The sequence below is a fragment of the Singulisphaera sp. GP187 genome (genome assembly GCF_900129635.1).
Lineage (GTDB): Bacteria > Planctomycetota > Planctomycetia > Isosphaerales > Isosphaeraceae > Singulisphaera.
This window is the reverse complement of record NZ_FSRB01000001.1, coordinates 3,554,631-3,575,809: the sequence shown is the minus strand read 5'-3', so window position 1 is coordinate 3,575,809 and position 21,179 is coordinate 3,554,631. Positions and strand designations below refer to the sequence as shown.

Annotated in this window: 15 protein-coding genes and 1 pseudogene; 10 read left to right on the top strand and 6 right to left on the bottom strand. The window is 63.5% G+C overall.

Going from position 1 to position 21,179, the window contains the following annotated elements:
• The first annotated feature begins 15 nt into the window (after nucleotides 1-15).
• The gene (locus tag BUS42_RS13985) at nucleotides 16-204 is read left to right on the top strand and encodes an ATP-binding cassette domain-containing protein (protein WP_074307434.1); all 189 of its coding nucleotides are present in this window, start codon (nucleotides 16-18) and stop codon (nucleotides 202-204) included.
• Here the strand turns inward: BUS42_RS13985 and BUS42_RS13980 are convergent.
• Complete coding sequence (locus BUS42_RS13980; RefSeq protein ID WP_074307433.1) at nucleotides 191-895, bottom strand: metallophosphoesterase; 705 nt, start codon at nucleotides 893-895, stop codon at nucleotides 191-193. The genes BUS42_RS13985 and BUS42_RS13980 overlap by 14 nt on opposite strands.
• Nucleotides 892-1,517 (bottom strand): annotated as a pseudogene (locus BUS42_RS13975) (MBL fold metallo-hydrolase). The gene BUS42_RS13980 and the pseudogene BUS42_RS13975 overlap by 4 nt, the downstream one beginning before the upstream one ends.
• A gap of 416 nt (nucleotides 1,518-1,933) precedes the next feature.
• Here BUS42_RS13975 and BUS42_RS13970 point away from each other — a divergent pair.
• From BUS42_RS13970 to BUS42_RS42725, 9 genes are all read left to right on the top strand, one after another.
• Entirely contained in the window at nucleotides 1,934-3,124 is a 1,191-nt protein-coding gene (locus tag BUS42_RS13970) for a DUF1571 domain-containing protein (RefSeq protein WP_074307432.1), read from the top strand.
• 471 nt (nucleotides 3,125-3,595) lie between these two features.
• Nucleotides 3,596-4,126, top strand: a complete 531-nt coding sequence (rimI, locus tag BUS42_RS13965; RefSeq protein WP_015249875.1) for a ribosomal protein S18-alanine N-acetyltransferase — start codon at nucleotides 3,596-3,598, stop codon at nucleotides 4,124-4,126.
• A gap of 341 nt (nucleotides 4,127-4,467) precedes the next feature.
• Nucleotides 4,468-5,397 carry a hypothetical protein gene (locus tag BUS42_RS13960; RefSeq protein ID WP_254053498.1) on the top strand — a complete coding sequence of 310 codons (930 nt, stop codon included), beginning with the start codon at nucleotides 4,468-4,470 and terminating at the stop codon, nucleotides 5,395-5,397.
• Between the two features lie 180 nt (nucleotides 5,398-5,577).
• On the top strand, nucleotides 5,578-6,945 hold the full coding sequence (locus tag BUS42_RS13955) for an outer membrane protein assembly factor BamB family protein (protein WP_074307431.1): 1,368 nt from the start codon (nucleotides 5,578-5,580) through the stop codon (nucleotides 6,943-6,945).
• Between the two features lie 140 nt (nucleotides 6,946-7,085).
• A complete protein-coding gene (gene purH, locus BUS42_RS13950; protein ID WP_074307430.1) occupies nucleotides 7,086-8,684 on the top strand; it encodes a bifunctional phosphoribosylaminoimidazolecarboxamide formyltransferase/IMP cyclohydrolase in 1,599 nt (532 codons plus the stop codon).
• Nucleotides 8,685-9,190: 506 nt separating this feature from the next.
• On the top strand, nucleotides 9,191-9,880 hold the full coding sequence (locus BUS42_RS13945) for a peptidoglycan recognition protein family protein (protein ID WP_074307429.1): 690 nt from the start codon (nucleotides 9,191-9,193) through the stop codon (nucleotides 9,878-9,880).
• Nucleotides 9,881-10,737: 857 nt separating this feature from the next.
• Entirely contained in the window at nucleotides 10,738-11,142 is a 405-nt protein-coding gene (locus BUS42_RS13940) for a GntR family transcriptional regulator (protein ID WP_074307428.1), read from the top strand.
• A gap of 16 nt (nucleotides 11,143-11,158) precedes the next feature.
• A complete protein-coding gene (locus tag BUS42_RS13935; RefSeq protein WP_083670197.1) occupies nucleotides 11,159-12,115 on the top strand; it encodes an ABC transporter ATP-binding protein in 957 nt (318 codons plus the stop codon).
• 645 nt (nucleotides 12,116-12,760) lie between these two features.
• Nucleotides 12,761-12,961: a hypothetical protein gene (locus BUS42_RS42725; RefSeq protein WP_143206329.1), complete on the top strand. Its 201-nt coding sequence runs from the start codon at nucleotides 12,761-12,763 to the stop codon at nucleotides 12,959-12,961.
• A gap of 240 nt (nucleotides 12,962-13,201) precedes the next feature.
• Here the strand turns inward: BUS42_RS42725 and BUS42_RS13925 are convergent, their stop codons facing one another.
• From BUS42_RS13925 to BUS42_RS13910, 4 genes are all read right to left on the bottom strand, one after another.
• Complete coding sequence (locus BUS42_RS13925) at nucleotides 13,202-15,934, bottom strand: YXWGXW repeat-containing protein (protein ID WP_074307425.1); 2,733 nt, start codon at nucleotides 15,932-15,934, stop codon at nucleotides 13,202-13,204.
• Between the two features lie 258 nt (nucleotides 15,935-16,192).
• On the bottom strand, nucleotides 16,193-17,440 hold the full coding sequence (locus BUS42_RS13920; RefSeq protein ID WP_074307424.1) for a DUF1501 domain-containing protein: 1,248 nt from the start codon (nucleotides 17,438-17,440) through the stop codon (nucleotides 16,193-16,195).
• Nucleotides 17,441-17,515: 75 nt separating this feature from the next.
• The gene (locus BUS42_RS13915; RefSeq protein WP_074307423.1) at nucleotides 17,516-18,889 is read right to left on the bottom strand and encodes a DUF1800 domain-containing protein; all 1,374 of its coding nucleotides are present in this window, start codon (nucleotides 18,887-18,889) and stop codon (nucleotides 17,516-17,518) included.
• 333 nt (nucleotides 18,890-19,222) lie between these two features.
• A complete protein-coding gene (locus tag BUS42_RS13910; RefSeq protein ID WP_254053497.1) occupies nucleotides 19,223-21,001 on the bottom strand; it encodes a DUF3352 domain-containing protein in 1,779 nt (592 codons plus the stop codon).
• Nucleotides 21,002-21,179: the final 178 nt, after the last annotated feature.

Genomic DNA, 21,179 nt, shown 5'->3' with positions numbered 1-21,179 from the left:
GCGGAAGAAAGCCGAATGATCGTACTGGCCGACGTGACGCAGCACTACGGGGTGCGGCCCGTGCTCCGTGGGATCAACCTCCCGATCGAGCGGGGAGAGGTGGTCGTGGTGCTCGGTCCCAACGGGATGGGCAAGACCACGTTGCTGGGCGTGATGGGGGGCGTGCTCTCGCCCCAGCGCGGGCCCGTCGTCAAGGCCGGGTGAGGCGCAACGGCCTGAAGCCGATGGCGTCGGCGGCGACGCACTGGTAGCGGATCCCGCGCACGTCGCCCTGGACAGCGAGCGACCATTGCCCTTGGATGTGGAGGTGGCCGTAGAGGCAGGCGGTGACCCCGGCCTGTTCGAACCGAGCGACGCAAGGGCCGGGCCGGCGATGCTGGTCGAACGGGGGGTAGTGCCAGAGCACGTAGAGCGGTTCGCCATTCTCCCGGAGCGGCGCGGCTTGTTCGAGCGCTCGGTCGAGGGTGGCCAGCGCGGCCTCGGAGGCGGCGACGAGTTTGGGGTCTTCGTCGTCCTCCAGCGGTACGGGAGCGCCTCGGGTGCCGCAGATGACGACACCGTGGGTCTTCACGGCATCACCATCGACGGCCAGGAGCGACTTACGGAGCATCGGCCGGATCTTCTCGACGTCGTTCCACCAGGTGTCGTGGTTGCCGGGGGCGAGGACTTTCGTCCCGGGCAGGCGGTCGAGCCAGTTGAGGTCGGGCTGAAGGTCGCGGTGGTTGCGCGCCATCGACAGGTCGCCGGGCAGGAGCACGAGATCGGCCGGGCGGACCACCGACCGCCACTCACGCTCGATTTTGGCGACGTGATCGCGCCAGCGCTCGGCGTAGCGCTCCCGGCGGTCGGGCTGAGCGAACGAGAGGTGGAGGTCGGCAATCGCCCAGACGATCATGACGGGTTGATCTCGTGGAGTCCGGCGCGTTCGCCGACGAAGGGGTTCGATTGCTTCTCGTTGGCGACGGTCGTGATGGGGCCGTGGCCGGGAAGCACCATCGTGGCGTTGGGCAGGTTAAAGAGCTTGGCCCGGATGCCGGCGATCAGTTGCGGGCCATTGCCCCCCAGGTCAGTTCGACCGACCGAGCCAGCGAAGAGCACGTCGCCTCCGAAAACGAACGGCGGGTCGAACTGGTCGCAGACGAAGACGACCGAACCAGGGCTGTGGCCGGGGATCTCGCGGACCTCCAACGAAAAACCGGCCACCTCGAGCCGTTCACCGTCGGCCACGAGCTGGTCGGCGGGGGACTGGTCAGCGGGAAGCCGAACGCCTCGCTGAGGTTGGCCTGGGGGTCGTTGAGGAGTGCGGCGTCGTTGCGGCCGATGATCAGGGGGGCGTCGGGAAAAACCTGCTTCATCTTGGCATTGCCCGCGATATGATCGACGTGGCCGTGGGTGTTCAAGATCGCCGTCAGCCGCAACCCCTGTCGGGCCAGGAGCTCAAGGATCGACTCGGGGTCAAATCCAGGGTCAATCACCAGGGCGTCCGACTGGCCGGGACGCCAGGCAACATAGGACATCTCGCCGAACGGGGCCGACTGAATCGATTCAATGGTGTACTCCGTTGAGGCCATGCTTGCTTCCTTGTCGTTTGAAAAAAACGGGCACTCGCGAACCAGGCGCGCTTGTAATTTCGCGCAGACAACCGCAAAAAATACAAGATCGCGCTTGCGAGCGTTGCCCCATGGACTTCGAGTCACCCTCGAGTGCGGATTATCCGATGATGGGAGGGAGCGAACGATCCGGCATGGTTGTGGCTTGGGAATTGCATGCCAAAATTGCACGGCAGGCCAATCCCACCAAGTCTTGACATCATCTGACTGATTGCTCGACGAAACCGGACTTCTCAACACGCTGCACCGGCAACGCTCGGCGCATGCCTTTGCGCTTTCGCTGTCCGAGCCGCCAGAGATCGATCGATCATAGAGGAAGACCCATGATCCCGAAACCGAGACCGCGGTTAGTCCTCACGGATCGGGGCCAGGCATGGAAAGGGCGGAGTCTGGCCACGCTGGCCGCCGCCCTCGGATTGTCGGCGACGGTGTGGGCGGGCGCGGATCGGGGCGGGTGGGAATTGCCGCCCGGCACCCTCCTGTATTCGACGGCCGAGGCGCCCCGTGAATACCGGGGCCCGCGTCCCACCCTTCAACTCGCGATGACCGATCCCACGGCCGCCACTTCGCGAGCGGAACATCGCTTCGACTCCGAACTCGTTCGGGCCCAGAATCAGGCAACCGAGTCCAATGCGGTCGCCCCCTCCACCGCGAGCGAGGCGGCGAACGCGCACGCGAAGGAGAAAGTCAGCGACAAGGAGAAGGAAGAGGTCCCCCGCGTCGCCAGCGCGGCTGGCCGAGCGCGGCCTCAGGGCCTGGACCATAAACCAGGATCGGCCGCGTCGCTCTCACCCTTGGCGGCTGAGGCTGAGGTCTCCCACGACCCGATCGTCATCGCCAAGCAGGCGATTGCCGACTGCCAGGATCGGTACAATAAGATTCAGGATTATACGTGCACGTTTCATAAGCGTGAGCGGATCGACGGTCGGCTCACGCAGCCCTTCATCATGGCGATGAAGTCGCGGACGCAGCCTCACAGCATCTACTTCAAGTTTCAGCGGCCCAAGAAGGGGCGTGAGGCGATTTACGTCGCGGGACGCCACGACGGCAAGATTGTCGTGCACGACGTGGGTTTGGGGAAACTGATCGCCGGGACGATGAATCTCGATCCCAAGGGGTCGATGGCGATGGAGGAGAATCGTCACCCCGTGACCGAAGCCGGCATCGGCGCGCTGATCGCGAGTGTGGCACGGCACTGGGCGATCGAGCTGACCCCGGGCGAGTCGCGCGTGACGATTCACAAGAATCTCCGGGTCGCCAATCACCCTTGTACGATGATCGAGTCGGTCCATCCTGAGAAGCATCCCAGTTACATGTTCCACATGGTCAAGCTCTACATCGATCACGAGCATGGCCTGCCGATACGGTTCGAGGCCTACGACTGGCCCAAGCGGCCCGGGGCGGCTCCGGAACTGGTCGAAGAATACAGCTATCTGAACTTGCGAACCAACGTCGGGCTTCACGACCGTGACTTTGACGCGACCAATCCGCAGTACTCTTACGGGCGATTTTGAAGCGATTCGGGTGGTGAACCTTCGAACGATCGGCCGGCCCGGCGCGGGTTGGCCGATCGTTTTTTTGGTGGCGCGGAGCCGGAGCGATTAATCCGCACAATCCTCACGAGTCTGCCGTGGTCTGGCCGATATCTAACGTCGGTGAGGCTCGGTGAGGGGGGGCGCCGGAAGGGGGCCGCCTCTCGGACGAGGGTTGGGCACGGAGCGGGTGTGGTGCGAGGGACGAGCGTGTTGAACCGGTTTCGGCCTGCGGAAGCGGCCTTGGCAGGTAACAGACCCTTCGCTAGAATCCGCCTCGCCTCGGGGGCTAAGGCCCGGTTCCTCTGGTTCCAGCGGACTGGGAGTTCCTGGGCCGGGGCGTCCCTTCCAGCTTGACCACTCGCGCCGAAGATGATGCGGGTCAGATTTCGCCGACCGCCCCCGCCGCGGGGGATGGTCTCCGTCCGTCCGTTCCATGGAAGGAGAGGCTCGATGAGCACGGTCCCGACCACTAAGGCTCAGGTCCGCGTCCATATTCGCTGGATGATCCGTCGTGACATGCCCGAGGTACTGGCCATCGAGCACGCCAGCTTCGAATATCCCTGGTGCGAGGAGGAATTCCTCCGTGTGCTCAGGCAGCGAAATTGCATCGGCATGGTGGCCGAATACGGCGAGCGCGTTGTCGGGTTCATGATCTACGAGCTGCACAAGAACCGGCTCCACGTGCTCGACTTCGCTACCCACCCCGAGTTTCGCCGCCAAGGGGTGGGCCAACAGATGGTCGCCAAGCTGGTCGGCAAGCTTTCCAGCCACCGTCGAACCCGGATCGCGCTCAGCGTTCGGGAGACCAACCTCGTGGGACAGTTGTTCTTTCGGATCCAGGGCTTCCGGGCCATGGAAGTCGTCCGCGAGCACTACATGGACACGGCCGAGGATGCCTATGTCATGCAGTACTTGCTCGACGAATCGGTGCTCGACGAGCCGATGCCGACGAACCGGATCGCCAAACAGTACGAGAACTGATCGAGCCCGCTCGATGGCTCTCGACTCCAGAATACTCGCGCGGCCCGCGCGGGCCAGTCCCCCTGGCCCGCGTGGGCCGTTCGGTCATGGTCCCCGTGTCCGTTGAGAATCCGATGGCTCCAAGGCCGTCGATTCGCGATAATCCCAAGGGAACACCACGATCGGCCTGGTCCCGCGAGATCCCTCTGATTCTCATGACTGACATACCCGATGACCTCGAGGGCCTGACTCCAGGCTCAACCTCGCCATCGCTTTCGCCCTCCCCCTCGGCTCAAGAACGCGGGGAGAGCGGCCCCTCCCGTCGAACGGTCTCCAACCACCGGACGCCTGATCTCGCCGCCATGGCCCCTTGGCTCCAGGCCGGATTTCTGGCGATTGGCCTACTTTCGGCCCTCGGCAGCAGCTCGGCTCTGATCAACGGCCCCGCGCTCCCCAGGTCGGTGAAGCTCTCGTTGATCCTTGAGGCGCTCACCCGGGTTTGCGCCCTGACCCTGATCGGCTGGCTGATCGCCCAACTCGTGCGGGTGCTGGCAACCGCGCTCGATGCCCACGCGAGCCGCGTGGAAACCGCCGAGTCGGCCGAGCGTCTGGTGATTTCCGCGCTGGGCCGACTGGCTGAGGTCCTCGAGCGCTCGGCGACTCTCGCTCCGTCGTTCGTCCCGGTTCCGGCGAACCCCGCGACCGAGATCGGCAAGGCGATCCAGGAGGCCAAGTGGGACCACGCCGGGACCTTGATCCGGGAGTTCATCGCGACCCATCCCGGCGAACCCGACGGGCCCCGGCTCACCCGGGAGTTCGAGACCGCGCGGGCGCTCGAGGCCCGCGGCCTGCGCGGCAAGCTTGACGCGGCGCGCGAGGCCAATGACCCCGACCGTGTCCTCGAGCTCCGCGACGCGCTCCGGCCGCTCCTTGACGAGGAGGCCCTCCTCGCTCTCGACCTGGATCTGACCCGGTGGCTGATGGCCCTGATCCAGAAGCGGCTCCGCACCGGGACGATTCGGGTCGACGTGGTCGAGCTCGCGACCAAGGTGGCCGAGCGGTTCGACCACACTTCGGAAGGAGCGAGCCTTCGCGCCTCACTCCCGACCCTCCGGCGCTGTGCCGGGCTTTGCGCTCGCTGCGGCAAACCCTATACCGGGATCGACGACGCTTGCCCCGAATGCCTGACGACCCCGTCCTTCCCTTCCTTCGGAACCGAATTCGATCCGGCGCCGGAATCGGCCGAAGACGAGGATCCGGATTCCACCGCTTTTTTGGACGATTCGGTATAATAGCGCCAATCCGAGTTCCGTTTTGGAGCCTTTGGACCCGCGAACCGGGGTTTTTCGAAATTCCCGAGTGTTCCTGGACCACCCAGCTTGACCAGGTGCGGAACGTCGGATAGGGATAAAGTGAGACTTTCCTATTCGGTTCGCAACTTAAGTCGTCGGCAACGGGAAAGGAGCGGGCCAATGTCCCGCCGTATCGTACTGAGCTGTATCTTCCTGGCTCTGATGGGCACCACGGTTCGTGCTCAGATTCCGATTTCTCGCGATCTTCTGCCCACACGCACCGCGCTGGGGCGCGTCGGGCTTGAGCGGAACTGGATGGCCGCTGTTCCGATGGAGCCGACCGAAAAGCTCCTCGAGATCAGCATGGCGGACAACCTGATCTTCGCCCAGACCGACCACGCCGGTTTCCATACGTTCGACTCCGAGTCCGGCCGTCTCCTCTGGTCGGCGCACCTGGGACGCCAATTGCGCGATGCCTTCCCGGCGTCGGTCAATTCGCGACTGGTCTTCGTGACCAACTCCAACTTGCTCTATGCCCTGGACCGCCACACGGGGCGGACGGTTTGGGTCGAGAACCTTTCGGTCTTGCCCTCAAGCCCGACGGCCTGCGACGAAGGGCAGGTGATGGTGGGGCTGAGCACGGGAATGCTCCGGTCTTTCAGCTTGTACCTCAAGGACGCAAAGGGTGTGGTCGTCAAGGACGCGAAGGGCCAGCCGGTGCTTTCTCCCCAGGCCTTGTTCGCCTCGAACTGGCAAACCTCCGGCCCGCTGAAGTCACGGCCCATCCCCGCGGGTCGGATGGTCGTGTTCGGTGGTCATGACGGTCGGGCCTACGTCGCTTTGACCGATACGCCCAAGATGCTCTATCGAATCGCCACCGGTGGCGCGATCGAGGCGCCGATCTCGTTCTTTGGCGCGAGGACCTTCCTGATCCCGTCGGCGGATCAAAATGTCTACTCGGTCGACCTGTTCACCGCGACGGTGATGTGGACGTTCTCGGCCGGGGCACCGGTGCTCCAGGAACCGTTGGTTGCGGATCGGGACGTCTATGTCGTCAATACCTCAGGGGTGCTCAACGCGGTCGACATTGGCAAGGGGAGCGCCCGGTGGTCGACCTCAACCCATGGCGGCCGCCTGATGGCGGTGACTGAAAAGCGAATTTATTTGGAATCGTACGATGAAGACCTTTTCATCGTGGATCGCGAATCGGGCCGGATCGTCGCTGACCCGCGATCGACCTACACCCGCGCGGGGGTCAACCTTCGATCGTACGACCTCAGCCTGACGAACACGATAAACGACCGGCTCTACCTGGCCTCGTCGACGGGCCTGATCTTTAGCCTGCGCGAGATCGGCCAGACGAAGCCCCGGTTGCTCCGCGATCCGAAGGCGCCCAAGTTCGGAAGCATTCCCCCCGAGGGAGTTCCGATGGAACCACCTTCCGGGATCACAGCTCCTTCGATCCTCGACTTGCACGTGCCGGCGGACGAGGCGAAGCCGGCTGCGGCTCCGGACGGTGAACCTGATCCGGCTCCCGAAGAGAAGTAAGTGTTGCTCTGAACTCTGTTTGACTTGTTGAATTTCCGCTGGGTGGTCGCCAAGTCCGAACTCCGGCCTCAACCGGAGTTGGTACTTGCGACCACCCTTGTCGCGTTGTCTGAGAACCGTCGGAGTGAAACGAGGGTCGAATGCACGAGATCGTACCAGTCCGCCGGGCTTTGTTGAGTGTCAGCGATAAAACGGGTCTGATCGAACTGGCTCGCGTTCTGGCGGGGCAAGGGGTCCACCTGCTGGCCAGTGGCGGGACCCGAACCGCCCTGACCGAGGCGGGACTCGAGGTGACCGAGGTCTCCGCCTATACCGGCCAGCCCGAGATCCTGGGCGGGCGGGTCAAGACCCTCCACCCGAAGCTCCACGGCGGGATTCTGGCGCGCCGGGAGATCGCCGAGGACCTCGCCGCCCTCGAAGCGCAAGGGATCGAGCCGATTGACCTGGTCGTGGTCAATCTCTATCCGTTCGAGGCGACGGTCGCGCGGGCCGGCGTCACGTTCGAGGAGGCCGTCGAAAACATCGACATCGGCGGCCCGAGCCTGATCCGAGGGGCCGCCAAGAACCACGCCCACGTGGCGGTGCTCACCGACGCCGATCAGTACGAAAGCCTGGCCAAGTCGCTCCAGGACCAAGGGGGGACCACCCTCGACCAGCGCAAGGCGTTCGCGCTCGCCGCCTTCGCCAAATGCGCCCGCTACGATCAGGCGATTGCCGAGTACCTCGGGCAAGTGGTGGGGCCGGTTGAAGGTGGGACCGAGGCCTTCCCTCCGATCCTCAACCCTCGATTCGAACGAAGAACGGTCCTTCGCTACGGGGAGAACCCGCATCAGCGCGCGGCCTTCTATGTCGAGCCCGGGACCGTTGGCCCCAACCTCGCGACGGCCCAGTCGATCCACGGTAAGGAGCTGTCGTACAACAACCTCCTCGACCTCGACAGCGCCTTGCGGCTGATCCGCCTGTTCGCCGAACCGGCCGCGACGATCCTCAAGCACAACAACCCCTGTGGCGCGGCCATCGCCGACAATCTGGCCGAAGCCTTCGAGCTCGCCTACGAAGGTGACCCCGTCAGCGCCTTCGGTGGAATCGTCGGCCTGAATCGCCGGCTCGACCGCGCGACCGCCGAACGGCTCTGTGTCCCTGGCCGTTTCATTGAAGCGATCGTGGCCCCTGGCTACGACCCCGACGCCCTCGCCCTGCTGACCACCAAGCCCACCTGGAAGAACAGCGTTCGCCTACTCGACCTGGGCGGCCCCATTGGCCCCGATTCGCCCGCTCCGGCCGGGTTCGACCTCCGTCGCGTCGAAGGCGGAATGCTCGTCCAGGATTGGGACACCATGGAAGCGGACCCCGCCTCCGGGACGGTCCCGACCCAGCGCACTCCGACTCCCGCCGAGCGTGTGTCGCTCGGTTTTGCCTGGCGGATCTGTCAGTCGGTCCGCTCGAATGCGATCGTTCTCGTCCGCGACCGGCAACTCGTCGGCGTCGGCGCGGGTCAGATGAGCCGACTCGATTCCGTCCGGATCGCCGTCACCAAGGCAGGGGACCGAGCGCAAGGAGCCGTCCTCGCCTCCGACGCCTTTTTCCCGTTCCGCGACGGCCCTGATACGGCCGCGTCGGCCGGCGTGACGGCCCTGATCCAACCAGGCGGCTCGAAGCGCGACAACGAAACTTTGGCCGCCTGCGACGAGCATCAAATGGCCATGATCCTGACCGGCCGCCGCCACTTCCGCCATTGATTGGCGTGCCGCAATAAGCCGCCGCCAGGCAGGCGGACCGGTGAAATCAGCCATGGCCAGCCGCGGAACAGACCCGTGGCTGGCCGTTGCTTTTTCAACGATCCGCAAAAGGGCGAATACTTCCAGAAAAAATCGGGTCATCTCCGTCGGCTTGTTGTGCCGGCCATTGAGACGGGGTGAGCGTTTCGAGGCTGCCGGGCAAGTCTCTGGCGCAATCCCAAGAATCACCGAGTTTTTAAACACTGTCGCAAGGACACCGGGTTGATGGATCGGGGTGGTCCGGGGCCAGCCGGGTGAATAACCCGGTAACGAGGCGACAGTCTCAGTTATTAGCGCTTTTTCGGATCGTAGTTTCGTCTCGTGGGGCGGACCGCGAGAGCCGTCGGACTGACAGGATGACCTGATCTTGTCCGTTCACGGCCGCGGATCGATAATCGTGCGGGATGACGAGGCCAGGCGCCCTCCTGTGAGCCGGCCTCGTTCCGGTCCCGAGAGGCAGGCTCGCCATGAAATCACCGATCGTTGCCGCCATCGTCGCGCTCCTCGCATCGCCGGTTCCGGCGGCCGAGGGCCCCAGCGAGTCGCCCACCGTGCCTCGGCCGGCGATCGTGTCGGCGTCCGAATGGGGCTCGAAACCGCAGCCGATCGCGGACGCACGCAAGCAGACGCCGAAATACGTGACGATCCACCATGCCGGCGTACTCTGGGAGGCCAAGGTCGCGCCCGTTGTGTTCGTACGGAACATGCAGTCCTGGGGCCAGAAGGAAAAGGGCTGGCCCGATCTGCCCTACCACTTCCTGATCGCTCCCGATGGTACCATCTTCGAAGGCCGGCCGCCGTCCTATGAGCCTGAGTCGAACACGAAGTATCCCCTGTCGGGGAACATCGGTGTCGAGATGATGGGCGACTTCGGGCGGCAGCGTCCCGACCCGCGACAGATCGCGTCCTGCGTCAAGCTCACGGCCTGGCTTTGCCACCACTACCGCCTCGATCCGGCGCAAGTCCGTGGCCACAAAGACGCCGCGCCGGGCCTGACCGATTGCCCCGGCAAGGACTTCGACCGCTACCTGAAAAACGGCCAACTCCGCCGGTGGGTCGAGGAGATGCTCGCAGGGAATGCTCCCGCAATCGACCCCGGCCCGCCCTTGCCCGACGGGCCGACGAAACCGATCCCGGCAACCGTCCCGGTAAATTAAGAGATATTTGGAAACTGTTGCCACGGTGCTGGATTTTCCGCCCACGCAACCCGGATTCATTGACCCGGCGATCTTGCTACAGTTTCGCATTGGCTGCCCCGAAGGGGCGACCGTTCATCGCCAGAGTACAAGTCGCTTGTGGATAGTCTGCACATGTGTAAGCTGTAGCAAGGATGCCGGGATCTCGTTCCCACGCTCTGCGTGCGAATGCCGTGTGCGACGCTCCGCGTCGTCTTGTCTTCCCCGGCGGGTGGGGCCGCTGAGCGGCCAGAACGGCATTTGCACGCCGAACGTGGGAACGAGTTTCCCCCACGAATTTCGGCCTCCGGGGCCGACAGACGGCCCGTCTTCTTTGCGACAGACTCCATCGCTTGTGTTCTTTAGCCCCGAAGGGGCGGCCGTCAGAGCCAGCCTTCGCATTTCACGGTCCGGACTGAATCGCTCAGTCGAAACGTCGGTGGCCCTCCCTTCAACGCCTCAACTCCCGCCGCGCTGATCCTCGTTCCACGCACATCGAATGTGGGCTTTCAGCCCGATGAACGCCGGTAAGCCCGCGTCCGCGATCGGCCTGCCCGTAATCTAAAAGGCATGGAGATTCGTGAGTTCCGAGAGCCTGATTAAACCAGCATTGCGGATCAGGCCTCTCCATCTCAACAACCGCTGGGAGTGGCGGTTGGAAGGGGACTTGAAACCTGATGCGAACTGTGTTAAGACGCTTAATACAGTTAGCCAGGATCGTCCTTCGTGGTGGGGAAGCATTTCCTCCTCAATGGCGGGAGGGAGTGCCGGTCTGAGGAGGCGAGAAACCAGAGACCAGTTTTTTTGAAACAATTAATAAAGGCAACCTAGGTGGTCTCATGCATTATGAAATCATCAGTGCAAGCCGGCTGCCGATTTATCAGCAATTGGTGCAGCAGGTGCGTGAGGCGATCGCTCGTGGCGACCTGAAGCCTGAGGAGCGGTTGCCCTCGGTGCGCCAGCTTTCGCGAGATCTCGTGATTAATCCCAACACGGTCGCCCGGGCTTATACCGAGCTCGAGCGCGAGGGCTTGGTCACCAATCGCCCGGGGCGTGGGGTGTTCGTTGCCGAGCCGAAGGACGAGTTGACCAAGGAGGCGCGGCGGCAGCGGTTGTTCGAAAGCCTCGACAAGTTTCTTACGGAAGCCGTGCATCTGGGGTTTTCGGAGGAGGAAGTCTCACGGCTTGTTGCCACACGATCGCGACAGTTTCAATGGAATCCCGCGAAGTCGGCATCGAAGTGAGCAGAAAGGCTTTTTCATGACACATGCTATTGTGAAAGAGCGACTCACGAAATATTACGGATCGCGGTGCGTGGTCAACAGCCTGAGCCTGCGGGTTCCGGCCGGGTCCGTCTATGGTTTTTTGGGGCGAAACGGCGCCGGCAAGTCGACGACGATCAAGATGCTCCTGGGGATGGTCCAACCCAACTACGGCCGGGTGGAGCTCCTCGGGCACGAGGTCGCCACTTTGCCCCCCGCGATGAGGGCCCGCATCGCCTACCTGGCGGAGGGACATCCCCTCTACGGTTGGATGACGGTCGCCGAAGCCGTGCGGTTTTGCCGCGCGTTTCATGCGGACCGTTGGAATCAGCCGTTGCTCGACCAGATTCTCGACCACTTCGAGATTCCCGCGCGAGCGAAACTTCGGCGGTTGTCAAACGGCCAGCGCGCCAACGTCGCCCTGGCCCTCGCGATCGCTCCCGATCCCGACTTGCTCATTCTGGACGACCCGACGCTGGGACTTGACACGGTCGCACGCCGCGACTTCTTGATGTCGATGATCCATCTGGTTCAGCGCCAGGGGAGGACGATCCTCTTCAGCTCCCATATCCTGGCCGACGTCGAGCGCGTCGCCGATCGGATCGGCATCCTGGTCGATGGCGTGCTCCGCGCCGACTGTCCTACCGAACACTTCAAGGAAAGCGTCAGCAAGCTGGTGCTCGAGTTCTCGGGTCGGCCGCCGACGTTTCCCGGCTGTTCAGGGCTCGTGCAGGCCTGGGAAGTGGGCCACCGACTCGAGCTTGTCATCGTCAACTTCGGCGATGAACAGCGTCAGGTCGTCGAATCGCTCGCGCCGCTCACCTGGGACGTCGTGGGCCTGAACCTGGAAGACGCGTTCGTCGACTACACCCGCGGGCCCCGGCGATCGCTGCCCGTTTTTGGTGAGGAATTCGCTCTCGGTCAAGAGAGCACCAGCGATCGAGGAGCGGCATAATCATGATCGCACGCAAAAACTCTCTGCTGCGCCAGTCGCTACTGGCGGCGACCCTCGCGGTCGGATTCGGCACCCTCTGGTTTGTGCTCACGCTCTGGCTCGGCACCTCGATTCTGAGGGCATGGCCGGGGTGGAATCAACCTCCTTTCGAAAACCTCGTGGTCAAGTCCGATGGCACGCCGCTCATCGAAAGCATCCCGTCTGAGAACATGAGTTTAGCGACGTATCGTGATATTAAAGGAGTGAGGTGTGATGCCGTGGGGAGAAATGAGCGGAGCCCGACGATGTACATGTCCGGAGGGCTCGAGACCTCTGGGGCCCTTTCCCAATCGTTGGGCTGGGAGCGCAGGATCAAAGTCTTTGTGGACGAGCGTGAGCCAACTGCCAATTGGTACTTCGTGCACGACGGCAAGCAGGAGGGGGGCGGCTACTTCGTCGGCTACGAGTCCGAGAGCAACCGGCGGATCGGTTTCATCGGCCGCTCCGGCTTTCGCTCGCATTCCGTGCCGACGGACGAGCAGATTCGCGTGCGAGGTGCGTTGGTCAAGTCCAATTTGTTCTGGAGCTCGGCGCCGGTTTCGATCGATTCGGGGCGGATGTCGATGATGCGACCCGATCCTCGGGATCTGCCGCCGCGATTGGTCTATGTGCCGTCCGGAAACCGCCTGCGACTTGTCGACCTTGCCGCGCGGACGATCGCGACTGCCGCTGGTATCGGTCGCGGTTCCTGCCTTCTTCGCTTATCTCATCCCAAATTGGTGGCTCGTCGGCTTGCCACTCCTCTTGCTCGTGGCGGCGACGCTTGTCAGCGATATCCTCTGGGAAAGCGAAACCCGCGATTTCTGAGACCTCGATGGTTCCTGCTCGTGCCGTGGGGAGGCCTCCCAACTGGGGGAACGCCCCGGGGCTGTTGCCGACTTCCTCTGCGATCGAAGTCGGCGCGAACAGCGTGCGGGATTGGAACACCGGTCGAGAGCCGTGAGCGAGCGAATCAGTAGGGAAAACAGACAGGGCCCGTCGCGGAACTGATCCGCGACGGGCCCTGTCATTGTGGTTGGGAAGCACACGAGCACGGCCGTTTCAGGATCAACGATGACCCCCGCCATGGCCGCCACCAGCATGGCCGCCACCAGCATGGCCGCCACCGCCATGGCTCATTCCGCCACCGCTGAAGCCTCCTGCATGTCCCATTCCCCCGCCGCCGAAGCCGCCGGGATGGCCGCCGGGATGGCCGCCCCCGCCGCCGAACCCTCCTGCGTGTCCCATCGCGCCACCGTTGAAGCCGCCGGGATGGCCGCCGCCGACGTTTCCGGGATGGTGCGCGGGAGCCGAGGCTCCAAACCCCCCTGCGCCACCGAACTGATGGGCCGCTCCCCCCAAGGCCTGATGTTGGGGCATGCCTCCTCCACGGTGAGCCGGGATTCCTCCCAGTGAACCCATCCCCTGGTTGAGGCCTTGAGCTCGGTTGAGATTCGCGTTCCCCCCAAAGTTGTTTCCACCACCATTCAAACCATGGTGGACAGGAATTCCCGCACCGTTGCCCAAGCCAGGCTGCCCGCCGTTGTGCAACGCATTGGCGTTGAGGCCGTTGACGTTGCCGTTGTGTCGCAACGCATTGGCATTGAGGCCGTTGTGATTGGCCCCGTTGTTGTGCATTGCGTTGAGGCCATTGAGGTTGGCCCCGTTGTTGTGCATTGCGTTAAGGCCATTGAGGTTGGCCCCGTTGTGTCGCGACGCATTGGCATTGAGGCCGTTGAAATTCGCCCCGTTGTTATGGATCGCATTGGCATTGAGGCCATTGTGGTTTGCGCCGTTGCGATGCAATCCATTCGCCCCCAAGCCATTGAGATTTCCGCCGTTCTGGTTCAGGCCACCCAACGATGAACCAATGTGCGAACCATTGAGATTCGCCGCGTTGTGGTGAGGCCCTGACGTGCTCGAGGTAAACACGGGACGCGCGGCGGTGTGGACGCGGGAGGCGTGATTCACGCCATTAAAGCCTGTATTCCAGTTCGACCCACCTAACCCCGACCGACCATGCTGCGTTTGCGCGGCATTGTGGAATGGACTGGCGAAGGGTCGTGATGACGGCGGCGCGATCACCCCGTTGCGATGACCCCCCATGACGCCGGCATGGTTACCCAATCCTTGATTTCGACCCGCGCCGATCGCATGAACATTGCGGATGTTGTTATTCACGAACCGTGAATTGGGCGAGGGGATCGAAATGTTGTTGCGGCCGTTTCCCCCATGACCGTTTCCCCATTGGCCATTTCCCCACTGGCCATTTCCCCATTGGCCATTTCCCCATTGACCATTTCCCCAGTGCCCGTTGCCCACATGGTGGTTCCCATGGGGGTTAAATGGAAAGTTGTTACGATGATGGAAGCCAGGGCGGCCAAAACCACCGAATCCGCCGAATCCACCAAAACCACCGAACAAGGGGAAGCCGAAGCCGCCGAAACCAAGCCCAAAAGGAGAGCCGAAGCCGCCGAATCCAAACGGAGAGCCGAATCCTCCGAGGCCGCCGAATCCAAAGGGCGAACCGAATCCTCCGAGGCCGCCGAACCCAAAGGGCGAGCCGAATCCTCCGAGGCCGCCGAACCCTCCGTAGCCCAAGCCGCCGAATCCTCCGTAGCCAAGGCCGCCGAATCCTCCGTAGCCCAGGCCGCCGAATCCTCCGTAGCCCAGGCCCCCGTAACCGAACCCGCCGATCGGGTAGTTGATCGCGGACATGTAGGGATATCCGAGCGTCCCGTAGAAGGGATAGTCGAGATAACCGTAGTAGGGCGAGAGCGTGCCGTACGCCGCGTAGCCGTAGTAGCTGCCGTTCGTGTCGTAGTAACAGCCGGGATAGCCGTCGTAGTTGGCGTTCGGCCGTCCGAAGGCGCCGTAGAGCAGTCCATAGCTCTGAGGCGAAATCTGGGTGTAGGGCTGATAAACGGTATTGCCGTTCCGAGCGGACGGATCGACTGAGGCCGGGGCGAACAGAGTCCCTCGGTCGTCGAGCGTCCGATCCCAGTAACCTTCCTGGAACGTCCACCCCTCGGGTTGGCGAACCCACTGTGCGGGGACCCACGACCAGCCTTCCTGGACCTTGGCCCAGAAGCCCGGCTTCCAGAGGACGCCGTCGCCGTCGGGGAAATACTGGCCGGGCACGTAGAAGTGGTCAGCGCCTGGCGATTCGCCGGGTTGATCGGGAGGATGATCGGCCGGCGGACCATCCTTGCGGAAGTCGAGCCGATCGGTCTTTCGTTCGCTCCAGAATCCGGCCACCCGGTACCAACCCTGGTCGTCGCGCTTCCAGTAGCCATTGACCCAGAACCGGCCGGGAGGTGGCACGCGCCAGGTCCCCGTTACCCAGACGAAGTCCTTGCGGCCATCGTCCCAGTCCCAGTACCCTTCGACCCATTGCGCGTTCGGGTTGGGGGCTTCGACCCCGGGGCGCTCGACGATGGGCGCGGGGGGCGCTTTCTCGACCCGATCGGGATCACCGTCTTTGGCGGGCGAGATAAACGCTTCGTGGACTGGCCCGTCGGTCAGTGCCTTGACGGGTCCCCCTTCATCCGCCGCTGGTTTTGGAGCCGGCTCGACGGCATTGCCCGGAGCCGCTTCGCCTGGAGGCAGAGCGCCTGGGGGCGGAGGCGGCGGGACGTCCGGACCGGCGACAGCCGCTTCGGGGCCGGGCTGCGGTGCGATGAGGGCAGGCTCCTGCGGTAACGGGTCAGCAGCCTGCGCGGCCACCGCGGAATGGGATTCCTCAGTCCATGGCAGGAGGGCCAAACAGAGGCCAAGCCCCATGGCAAGTCGGCATTTCATCGGTCGCACTCCGCCAGGCGGATGATTCAGCATCAAGGGGGTCTGTTAAGTTATACGAGGCTTGGCCAGAAAATCGCTAAAGTTGCCTAGAATTTCTCGACCCATCCCCGTTCAAGAGCCCCTTTGTCAATTCTCGCAAGAGGATATCAACAGGATCCCCTCTACCAAAGATGCCGCGCGAACCGGAGTCAGCGCGGCATTTTGGCTCAGAGGATGTCGATAAGTTTGCTTAAATTCCCTTTATTCGGTGTTTCCGGATCAAACCGATCGAAAGAGGGGGAGCGGTTCAAACCCCGCCCCCACGGCCTGACGGCTCGGGCACGCGAGCCAGGTCTCGAGCAGTGACGCGTAGACCCGCCGAAAGTCGGTGTGGTGGTTCAGGTCGCCGTCCTCAAGGTCTTCGAGACTGGGGTGCGGCCCGATCAGGCCCGCCGTCTTGACCGGTCCGACCACGAACAGAGGCGCGGCGGCTCCATGATCGGTGCCCCCCGAGGCATTTTCCGCGACGCGTCGCCCAAACTCGCTGAAGGTCAGCAGCGCGACCCGGTCTGCCTGGCCAGAGCCGGCCAGGTCTTTGTGAAACGCCGCGATCGAGTCGGAAAGCTCGGTCAGGAGTGCAGCGTGCGTGCCGAGTTGGTTCGCATGCGTATCGAAGCCGTCGAGCGCGGTATAGAAAATCCGCGTTCCAAACCCGGCTTTGACGATCTGGGCAATCAGTTCGAGACGGCGGGCCAGGCCATAATTCGGATACGACGATTTCCCGGCCGCGGGCTGAATGACCTGCTCGAGGCGCTTGCTGGAGTCATAGGCGGTGAGCGTGCTCCGTCTCATGAAACCGAGCAGAGGATCGTCGGCCGCCCGATCGAGGCGAGCGACCTGATCGAGGGCCGCGCGCATTGTCCGCTGGTCCCCGGCGTCGCCGGCAAGCTGAAGGCGATATTGCTCGAGCCGTTCCAGGGAAGGGGCTTCCGAGTGCTTGGCCTTTAAGGCCAGCGGCAAGCCGCGGTTGCCGACGTGGAGCGCCGTCGCGTCGCGACCGGTCGGGCGGGGCAGCGCGTCGATCGTCCGGCCGAGCCACCCGGTTTCGAGCGCTCCCTCCTCGCGCCGGGCCGACTCCCAGATCTCCATCGACCGAAAGTGCGAGCGGTCGGGGTTGGGGTAGCCGACCCCCTGGACCACCGCAAGTCGTCCCTCCTCGAGCAGCTTGGCCATCCCTCCCATCGCGGGGTGGAGACCCACCTCTTTGCTGATCTTGTGGATCTGTCCTGAAGGCAGTCGTAACACGCGCCGGTGCCTGGCATAGCCGTCGAGGCCGTGCGGGACCACGGTATTCAGGCCGTCGTTACCGCCTATCAACTGGACGACCACGAGCACCCGGTCGTTCGCCTCCGCGCTGGCCCCGTGGGCCGATCGGGCGAGAAAGGCCGGAACGGTGGTCGAACCCATCGAAACCAGGGTGCTGGCAGCCAGGGACGATTTCAGGAAGGCGCGGCGGTGGGATCGCATCGGTCAGGATCCTCGAGTCAGGGGGTGGCGATGGACGTCGCGGTTATCGTGAAAAATGCGAAATTGTTTGTATGATTAAGCAAGTTGATATTCGGGCGAAGTGAGGATGGTTGCCGCGATCTCCTTGGGGGCGACCTTGGCCGAAACGCGTTCGCGGAGCTTGCGGTCGAACGCGTCTTGCACCAGCAGGTCGATCAGGAAGTCGCAAGCTTCGCGTGAGGTCGTCGCTCCATGGAGCGCGGCCAACTCCTGGGGGTTCAGCCGCTTGCCGAGCGCGGCGTCCTGATCGGAGAGGAGGGCCAGGGCGAAGTTGGCTCGGGCGAGCATGGTGGTCGAGTTGGCCCAGGAGGCGCCGCCGTCCCAGCCCGCGACGCTGGGCGGGGCGTAGAGGTTCTGGCCCATTTGTCCGCAGGCCTGGGCCAGGGCGTCGGCCTGGACCGTCGGCTTGAGAACTTCGAGCGCCCGGATCGTCCCGATCGTGAATTCGACCGGGCTCTTCACGCGACGGCGGCGGACCGCCGTGGTGTGGAAAAGGTTCGACCGGAGGATCGTCTTCAAAGGAACGCGGATGTCGTAGCCTGACGCGCGAAACGGTTCGGCCAGTGACGCGATCAAGGCGGCGGGAATCGGGTCGACCTCGGTCACGAACTGGCGGATGAGTTTCTCGCAGAGGAACTCCGCGCAGGCGGCCTGGTCGAGCAGGATCGGGGCGATGTCGTCCCCTTGAAGGAGGCCGGCGCGACCGAGCACCTGCTTCGTGCCGAGGTCGTGCTCGCCCTGGATCACCTGGAATCGGTCGCGGACGACGAACCAGCCGGTGAAGGCGCGGGCCGCTTCCTGGACGTCCTTCTCGGTGTAATGGCCCCGGCCGAGCGTGAACAGTTCCATCACTTCGCGGGCGTAGTTCTCGTTTGGTCGCGCTTTGCGGTTCTCGGTCGAGTCAAGCCAGATCAGCATAGCTGGATCCTTGCCGATGGCCGAGAGCAACGTCTTGAAGTCGCCAAGGGCGTGCGACCGAAGCAGATCGTTCTGGCGCTGCATCAAGAGTGAATTCTTGACTTTGCCGTGTGAGGTCGCGAAGTGGTTGTGCCAGAAGAGGGTCATCCGCTCACGGAGTGGGTGCGGCGTGAAGACCATCCGGTAGAGCCAGATTCCTTGCAGACGCGCCAGGCTGGCCCCTTCGGCAAGTTGCCCGGACATGGCGTCGAGCATTGCGTCGAAGGCAGGGGCCGGTTGGCCGTCACCGGCGGTCGGCTCGCCCTCGATCAGGCGATCGACGCTCGCGTCCGGCCCGTCGCTGAGGTCACGCTGAAGGACCGACCAGGAGGGGGCGAAGCCGGCCCGTCGGTGAAGATGTCCCACGCGGGCCAGGTCCCAACGATCCTTGGAGTCGGGATCCCAGGGTGCCCAGGCCCGCGCGGGATCGGTGAGCAGCGGCGGTGAGTTCATCGGGTCCTCGAGGCTCCAGAGAGGGGAGGGGGGCTGTAAAAGATAACAAATTCGGATTTGATCTCATCTTGTATCCAGGGGCTTGCGCCCCTTGGACACGAACGTTCGCCCTTTCGGGGCTGCAATGAGAGACTGTAGCAAAGTAAACCGGGATCTCGTTCCCACGCAGCGCGTGGGAATGCCGTCCGCGACGTCTTCTTCGGCGGGTGGGGGGGGCCGCAGAGCGGCCAGGACGGCATTCCCATGCAGCGTGTGGGAACGAGCTTCTCTCGCGAATTTCAGCCTCCGGGGCCGACAGACGGCCCGGTTTCCTTGCGGCAGACTCTGCAATGATTAGTTCGCGAGGTCGAGATTGAGCTTGAGTCGTACGACCTCGGCGCTGTCCTGGACCGAGAGTCGGGCGAGTCCCAGGTAGCGAAGGAGTTGGGTCAGCACCGAGATTTCGTGCTCGGCTTGCGTCTTATTATGCCCTTTCTCAAGCATGTTTTGCATGACGAGGCGGGACTTGTTGATCTCGACGAGATCGGCCAGCTCGCGGCCGTTGGCTTCGACCATCAGCGTTCTGTCCTCGGGCTTTGCCGGTGTCTTGAAGGTCTGGATCAGGTCGCGCGCCAGGCTCACGCTCGAACTCAGAATGAAGCGGTTTTCAACCTGAGCGATCGCCGGGCTGAAGTTGTGTCGCGAATGGACCGGTTCCTTGGCGTCGGCGGGAGTTTTGGGGAGCATGTAGCGAGCGGTCGAAATCGTGACGTCCGCAACGGTCTCCGAACCCAGCTCCAGCGGCGGTGATTTCGACTGAACTCCTCCCAGGTTGATGAGGCCGACGATCGACTGAAAGGCCACCTTGAGACGTTGGGGGAAGTCGTTGTCGCCCGGCTTCAAGTCAACGACGAGCGCGAACGCAGGCAGTTTCATGTCGGGAACCGGTTTCAAGCTCGAATGGTCTTGCCGGGCGATCACCAATCTCCATTCGTCGCCCAGGGCTCCGAGCACGTCCGTGCCGAAGTCACGGGCACCGAAGAACTGCCCCGCGACGCCGTCGAGCTTGGCGAGCCCTTGCACGACCTCGGGAGGGAAGAGGTCGGCACGCGCTTCCCAGACACTCGCCAGATCACGCCAAAGGCTCAGGCTTGCGATGGTGCCGGGAGGATTGACCGGCTGCGTCGCGCCTCGCCCCTGGGGAGGAACGAACCCTTTCAAGGCGTCGGGGTAGCCCGATGGCGGGGTGGGCAAGGTGAGTTCCGCGGCCAGGCCGGCATCGGTCCACGACAAGGCCGCCGAGGCCCAGTCGGCCTTTCGGATCACCTCGAGCCATGACCCGAAGAGAAAGGTTGCCGGTAGCTTGGGATCTCCCTTGAAGGCGAATCGCTTCGGATCGAGCTCCCGGAGGCGGTCGAGCCGGACGAGGCCCCAGGCTTGCCGATCGCCCGCTTGCTCTCGTCTTGCCTTCCAGGTGGCGTCGTCGGCCAGGGACGCGCCCGCCTCTGCGCCATCCAGGACGCGATCGATCACCTGCTGGAGGGTTTTCAAGCGGTCGACGATGACCAGCTTGCCCTCGACGATTGCGTAGGCCCCATGGCCCGGTTCGTAGCCGGTGATCCCGCGATAGTCCGTCGACTGGATCGGATCCGCTTTTCCTTGGGAGTTGGCTTTCTCTCGCGCTCGGTCGAGGATCGTCTGATTGGTGCGCGTCAAGAATGCGGGATCGGTGGGCGTCACGATCAAGATCGGTCGTGCCGACTTGCCCGGCTCGCCTTCGACGGCCAGAACGATCCCTCCCCCCGTCAGGTCGCGCAGGCCTTGTTGCCAGGTGGTGCCGAGTTGCTTCGACACGTGCTCAAGCTCGGCGATGGCTTGCTTGTAGGTCTTGCTCCGGGTCGTTTGCACATAGCCAGGCAGCGCCGTGAGGGCATTCTGATATTTGTCACTGAGCAATTGATCGAGCAGCGGTGAGGCGTGGGACAACTCAAGGTAGATCGCCGCGTCTCCCGCGATCCAGCGCGAGGCGTGACCCCCATCAGCCCCCAACGAGGTCGACACACCCCACGCGAGCCAGAGTCCGGCAAACCCACAAACAATCCCAAAGCGCATGCGTTGGCCCAGTCGAGGCATCGGCGCAACCTCCACTCAGTGAAGAACGTTCCACTCGTCCCTGATTCGGATCTGTTACCTCTCCCCCTCTCGGCCGGTTTCAAAGTTCCCGAGATTGGGCTGGTGCCTGCTGTCAACCCATGGTAGCGTGGATGCAATCTGTTGGTTCGATTGTCCAAACCACCGATTCGGTGTTAAG

Excerpts from the sequence above, each read along its gene's own strand:
- BUS42_RS13970 (WP_074307432.1), top strand. The coding sequence starts at position 1,934 with ATGATCCCGAAACCGAGACCGCGGTTAGTCCTCACGGATCGGGGCCAG.
- BUS42_RS42725 (WP_143206329.1), top strand. The coding sequence starts at position 12,761 with ATGTGCCGTCCGGAAACCGCCTGCGACTTGTCGACCTTGCCGCGCGGA.
- purH (WP_074307430.1), top strand. The coding sequence starts at position 7,086 with ATGCACGAGATCGTACCAGTCCGCCGGGCTTTGTTGAGTGTCAGCGAT.
- BUS42_RS13920 (WP_074307424.1), bottom strand. The coding sequence starts at position 17,440 with ATGCGATCCCACCGCCGCGCCTTCCTGAAATCGTCCCTGGCTGCCAGC.
- BUS42_RS13955 (WP_074307431.1), top strand. The coding sequence starts at position 5,578 with ATGTCCCGCCGTATCGTACTGAGCTGTATCTTCCTGGCTCTGATGGGC.
- BUS42_RS13980 (WP_074307433.1), bottom strand. The coding sequence starts at position 895 with ATGATCGTCTGGGCGATTGCCGACCTCCACCTCTCGTTCGCTCAGCCC.
- BUS42_RS13910 (WP_254053497.1), bottom strand. The coding sequence starts at position 21,001 with ATGCCTCGACTGGGCCAACGCATGCGCTTTGGGATTGTTTGTGGGTTT.
- BUS42_RS13915 (WP_074307423.1), bottom strand. The coding sequence starts at position 18,889 with ATGAACTCACCGCCGCTGCTCACCGATCCCGCGCGGGCCTGGGCACCC.
- rimI (WP_015249875.1), top strand. The coding sequence starts at position 3,596 with ATGAGCACGGTCCCGACCACTAAGGCTCAGGTCCGCGTCCATATTCGC.
- BUS42_RS13960 (WP_254053498.1), top strand. The coding sequence starts at position 4,468 with ATGGCCCCTTGGCTCCAGGCCGGATTTCTGGCGATTGGCCTACTTTCG.
- BUS42_RS13940 (WP_074307428.1), top strand. The coding sequence starts at position 10,738 with ATGCATTATGAAATCATCAGTGCAAGCCGGCTGCCGATTTATCAGCAA.
- BUS42_RS13935 (WP_083670197.1), top strand. The coding sequence starts at position 11,159 with ATGACACATGCTATTGTGAAAGAGCGACTCACGAAATATTACGGATCG.
- BUS42_RS13945 (WP_074307429.1), top strand. The coding sequence starts at position 9,191 with ATGAAATCACCGATCGTTGCCGCCATCGTCGCGCTCCTCGCATCGCCG.
- BUS42_RS13925 (WP_074307425.1), bottom strand. The coding sequence starts at position 15,934 with ATGAAATGCCGACTTGCCATGGGGCTTGGCCTCTGTTTGGCCCTCCTG.
- BUS42_RS13985 (WP_074307434.1), top strand. The coding sequence starts at position 16 with ATGATCGTACTGGCCGACGTGACGCAGCACTACGGGGTGCGGCCCGTG.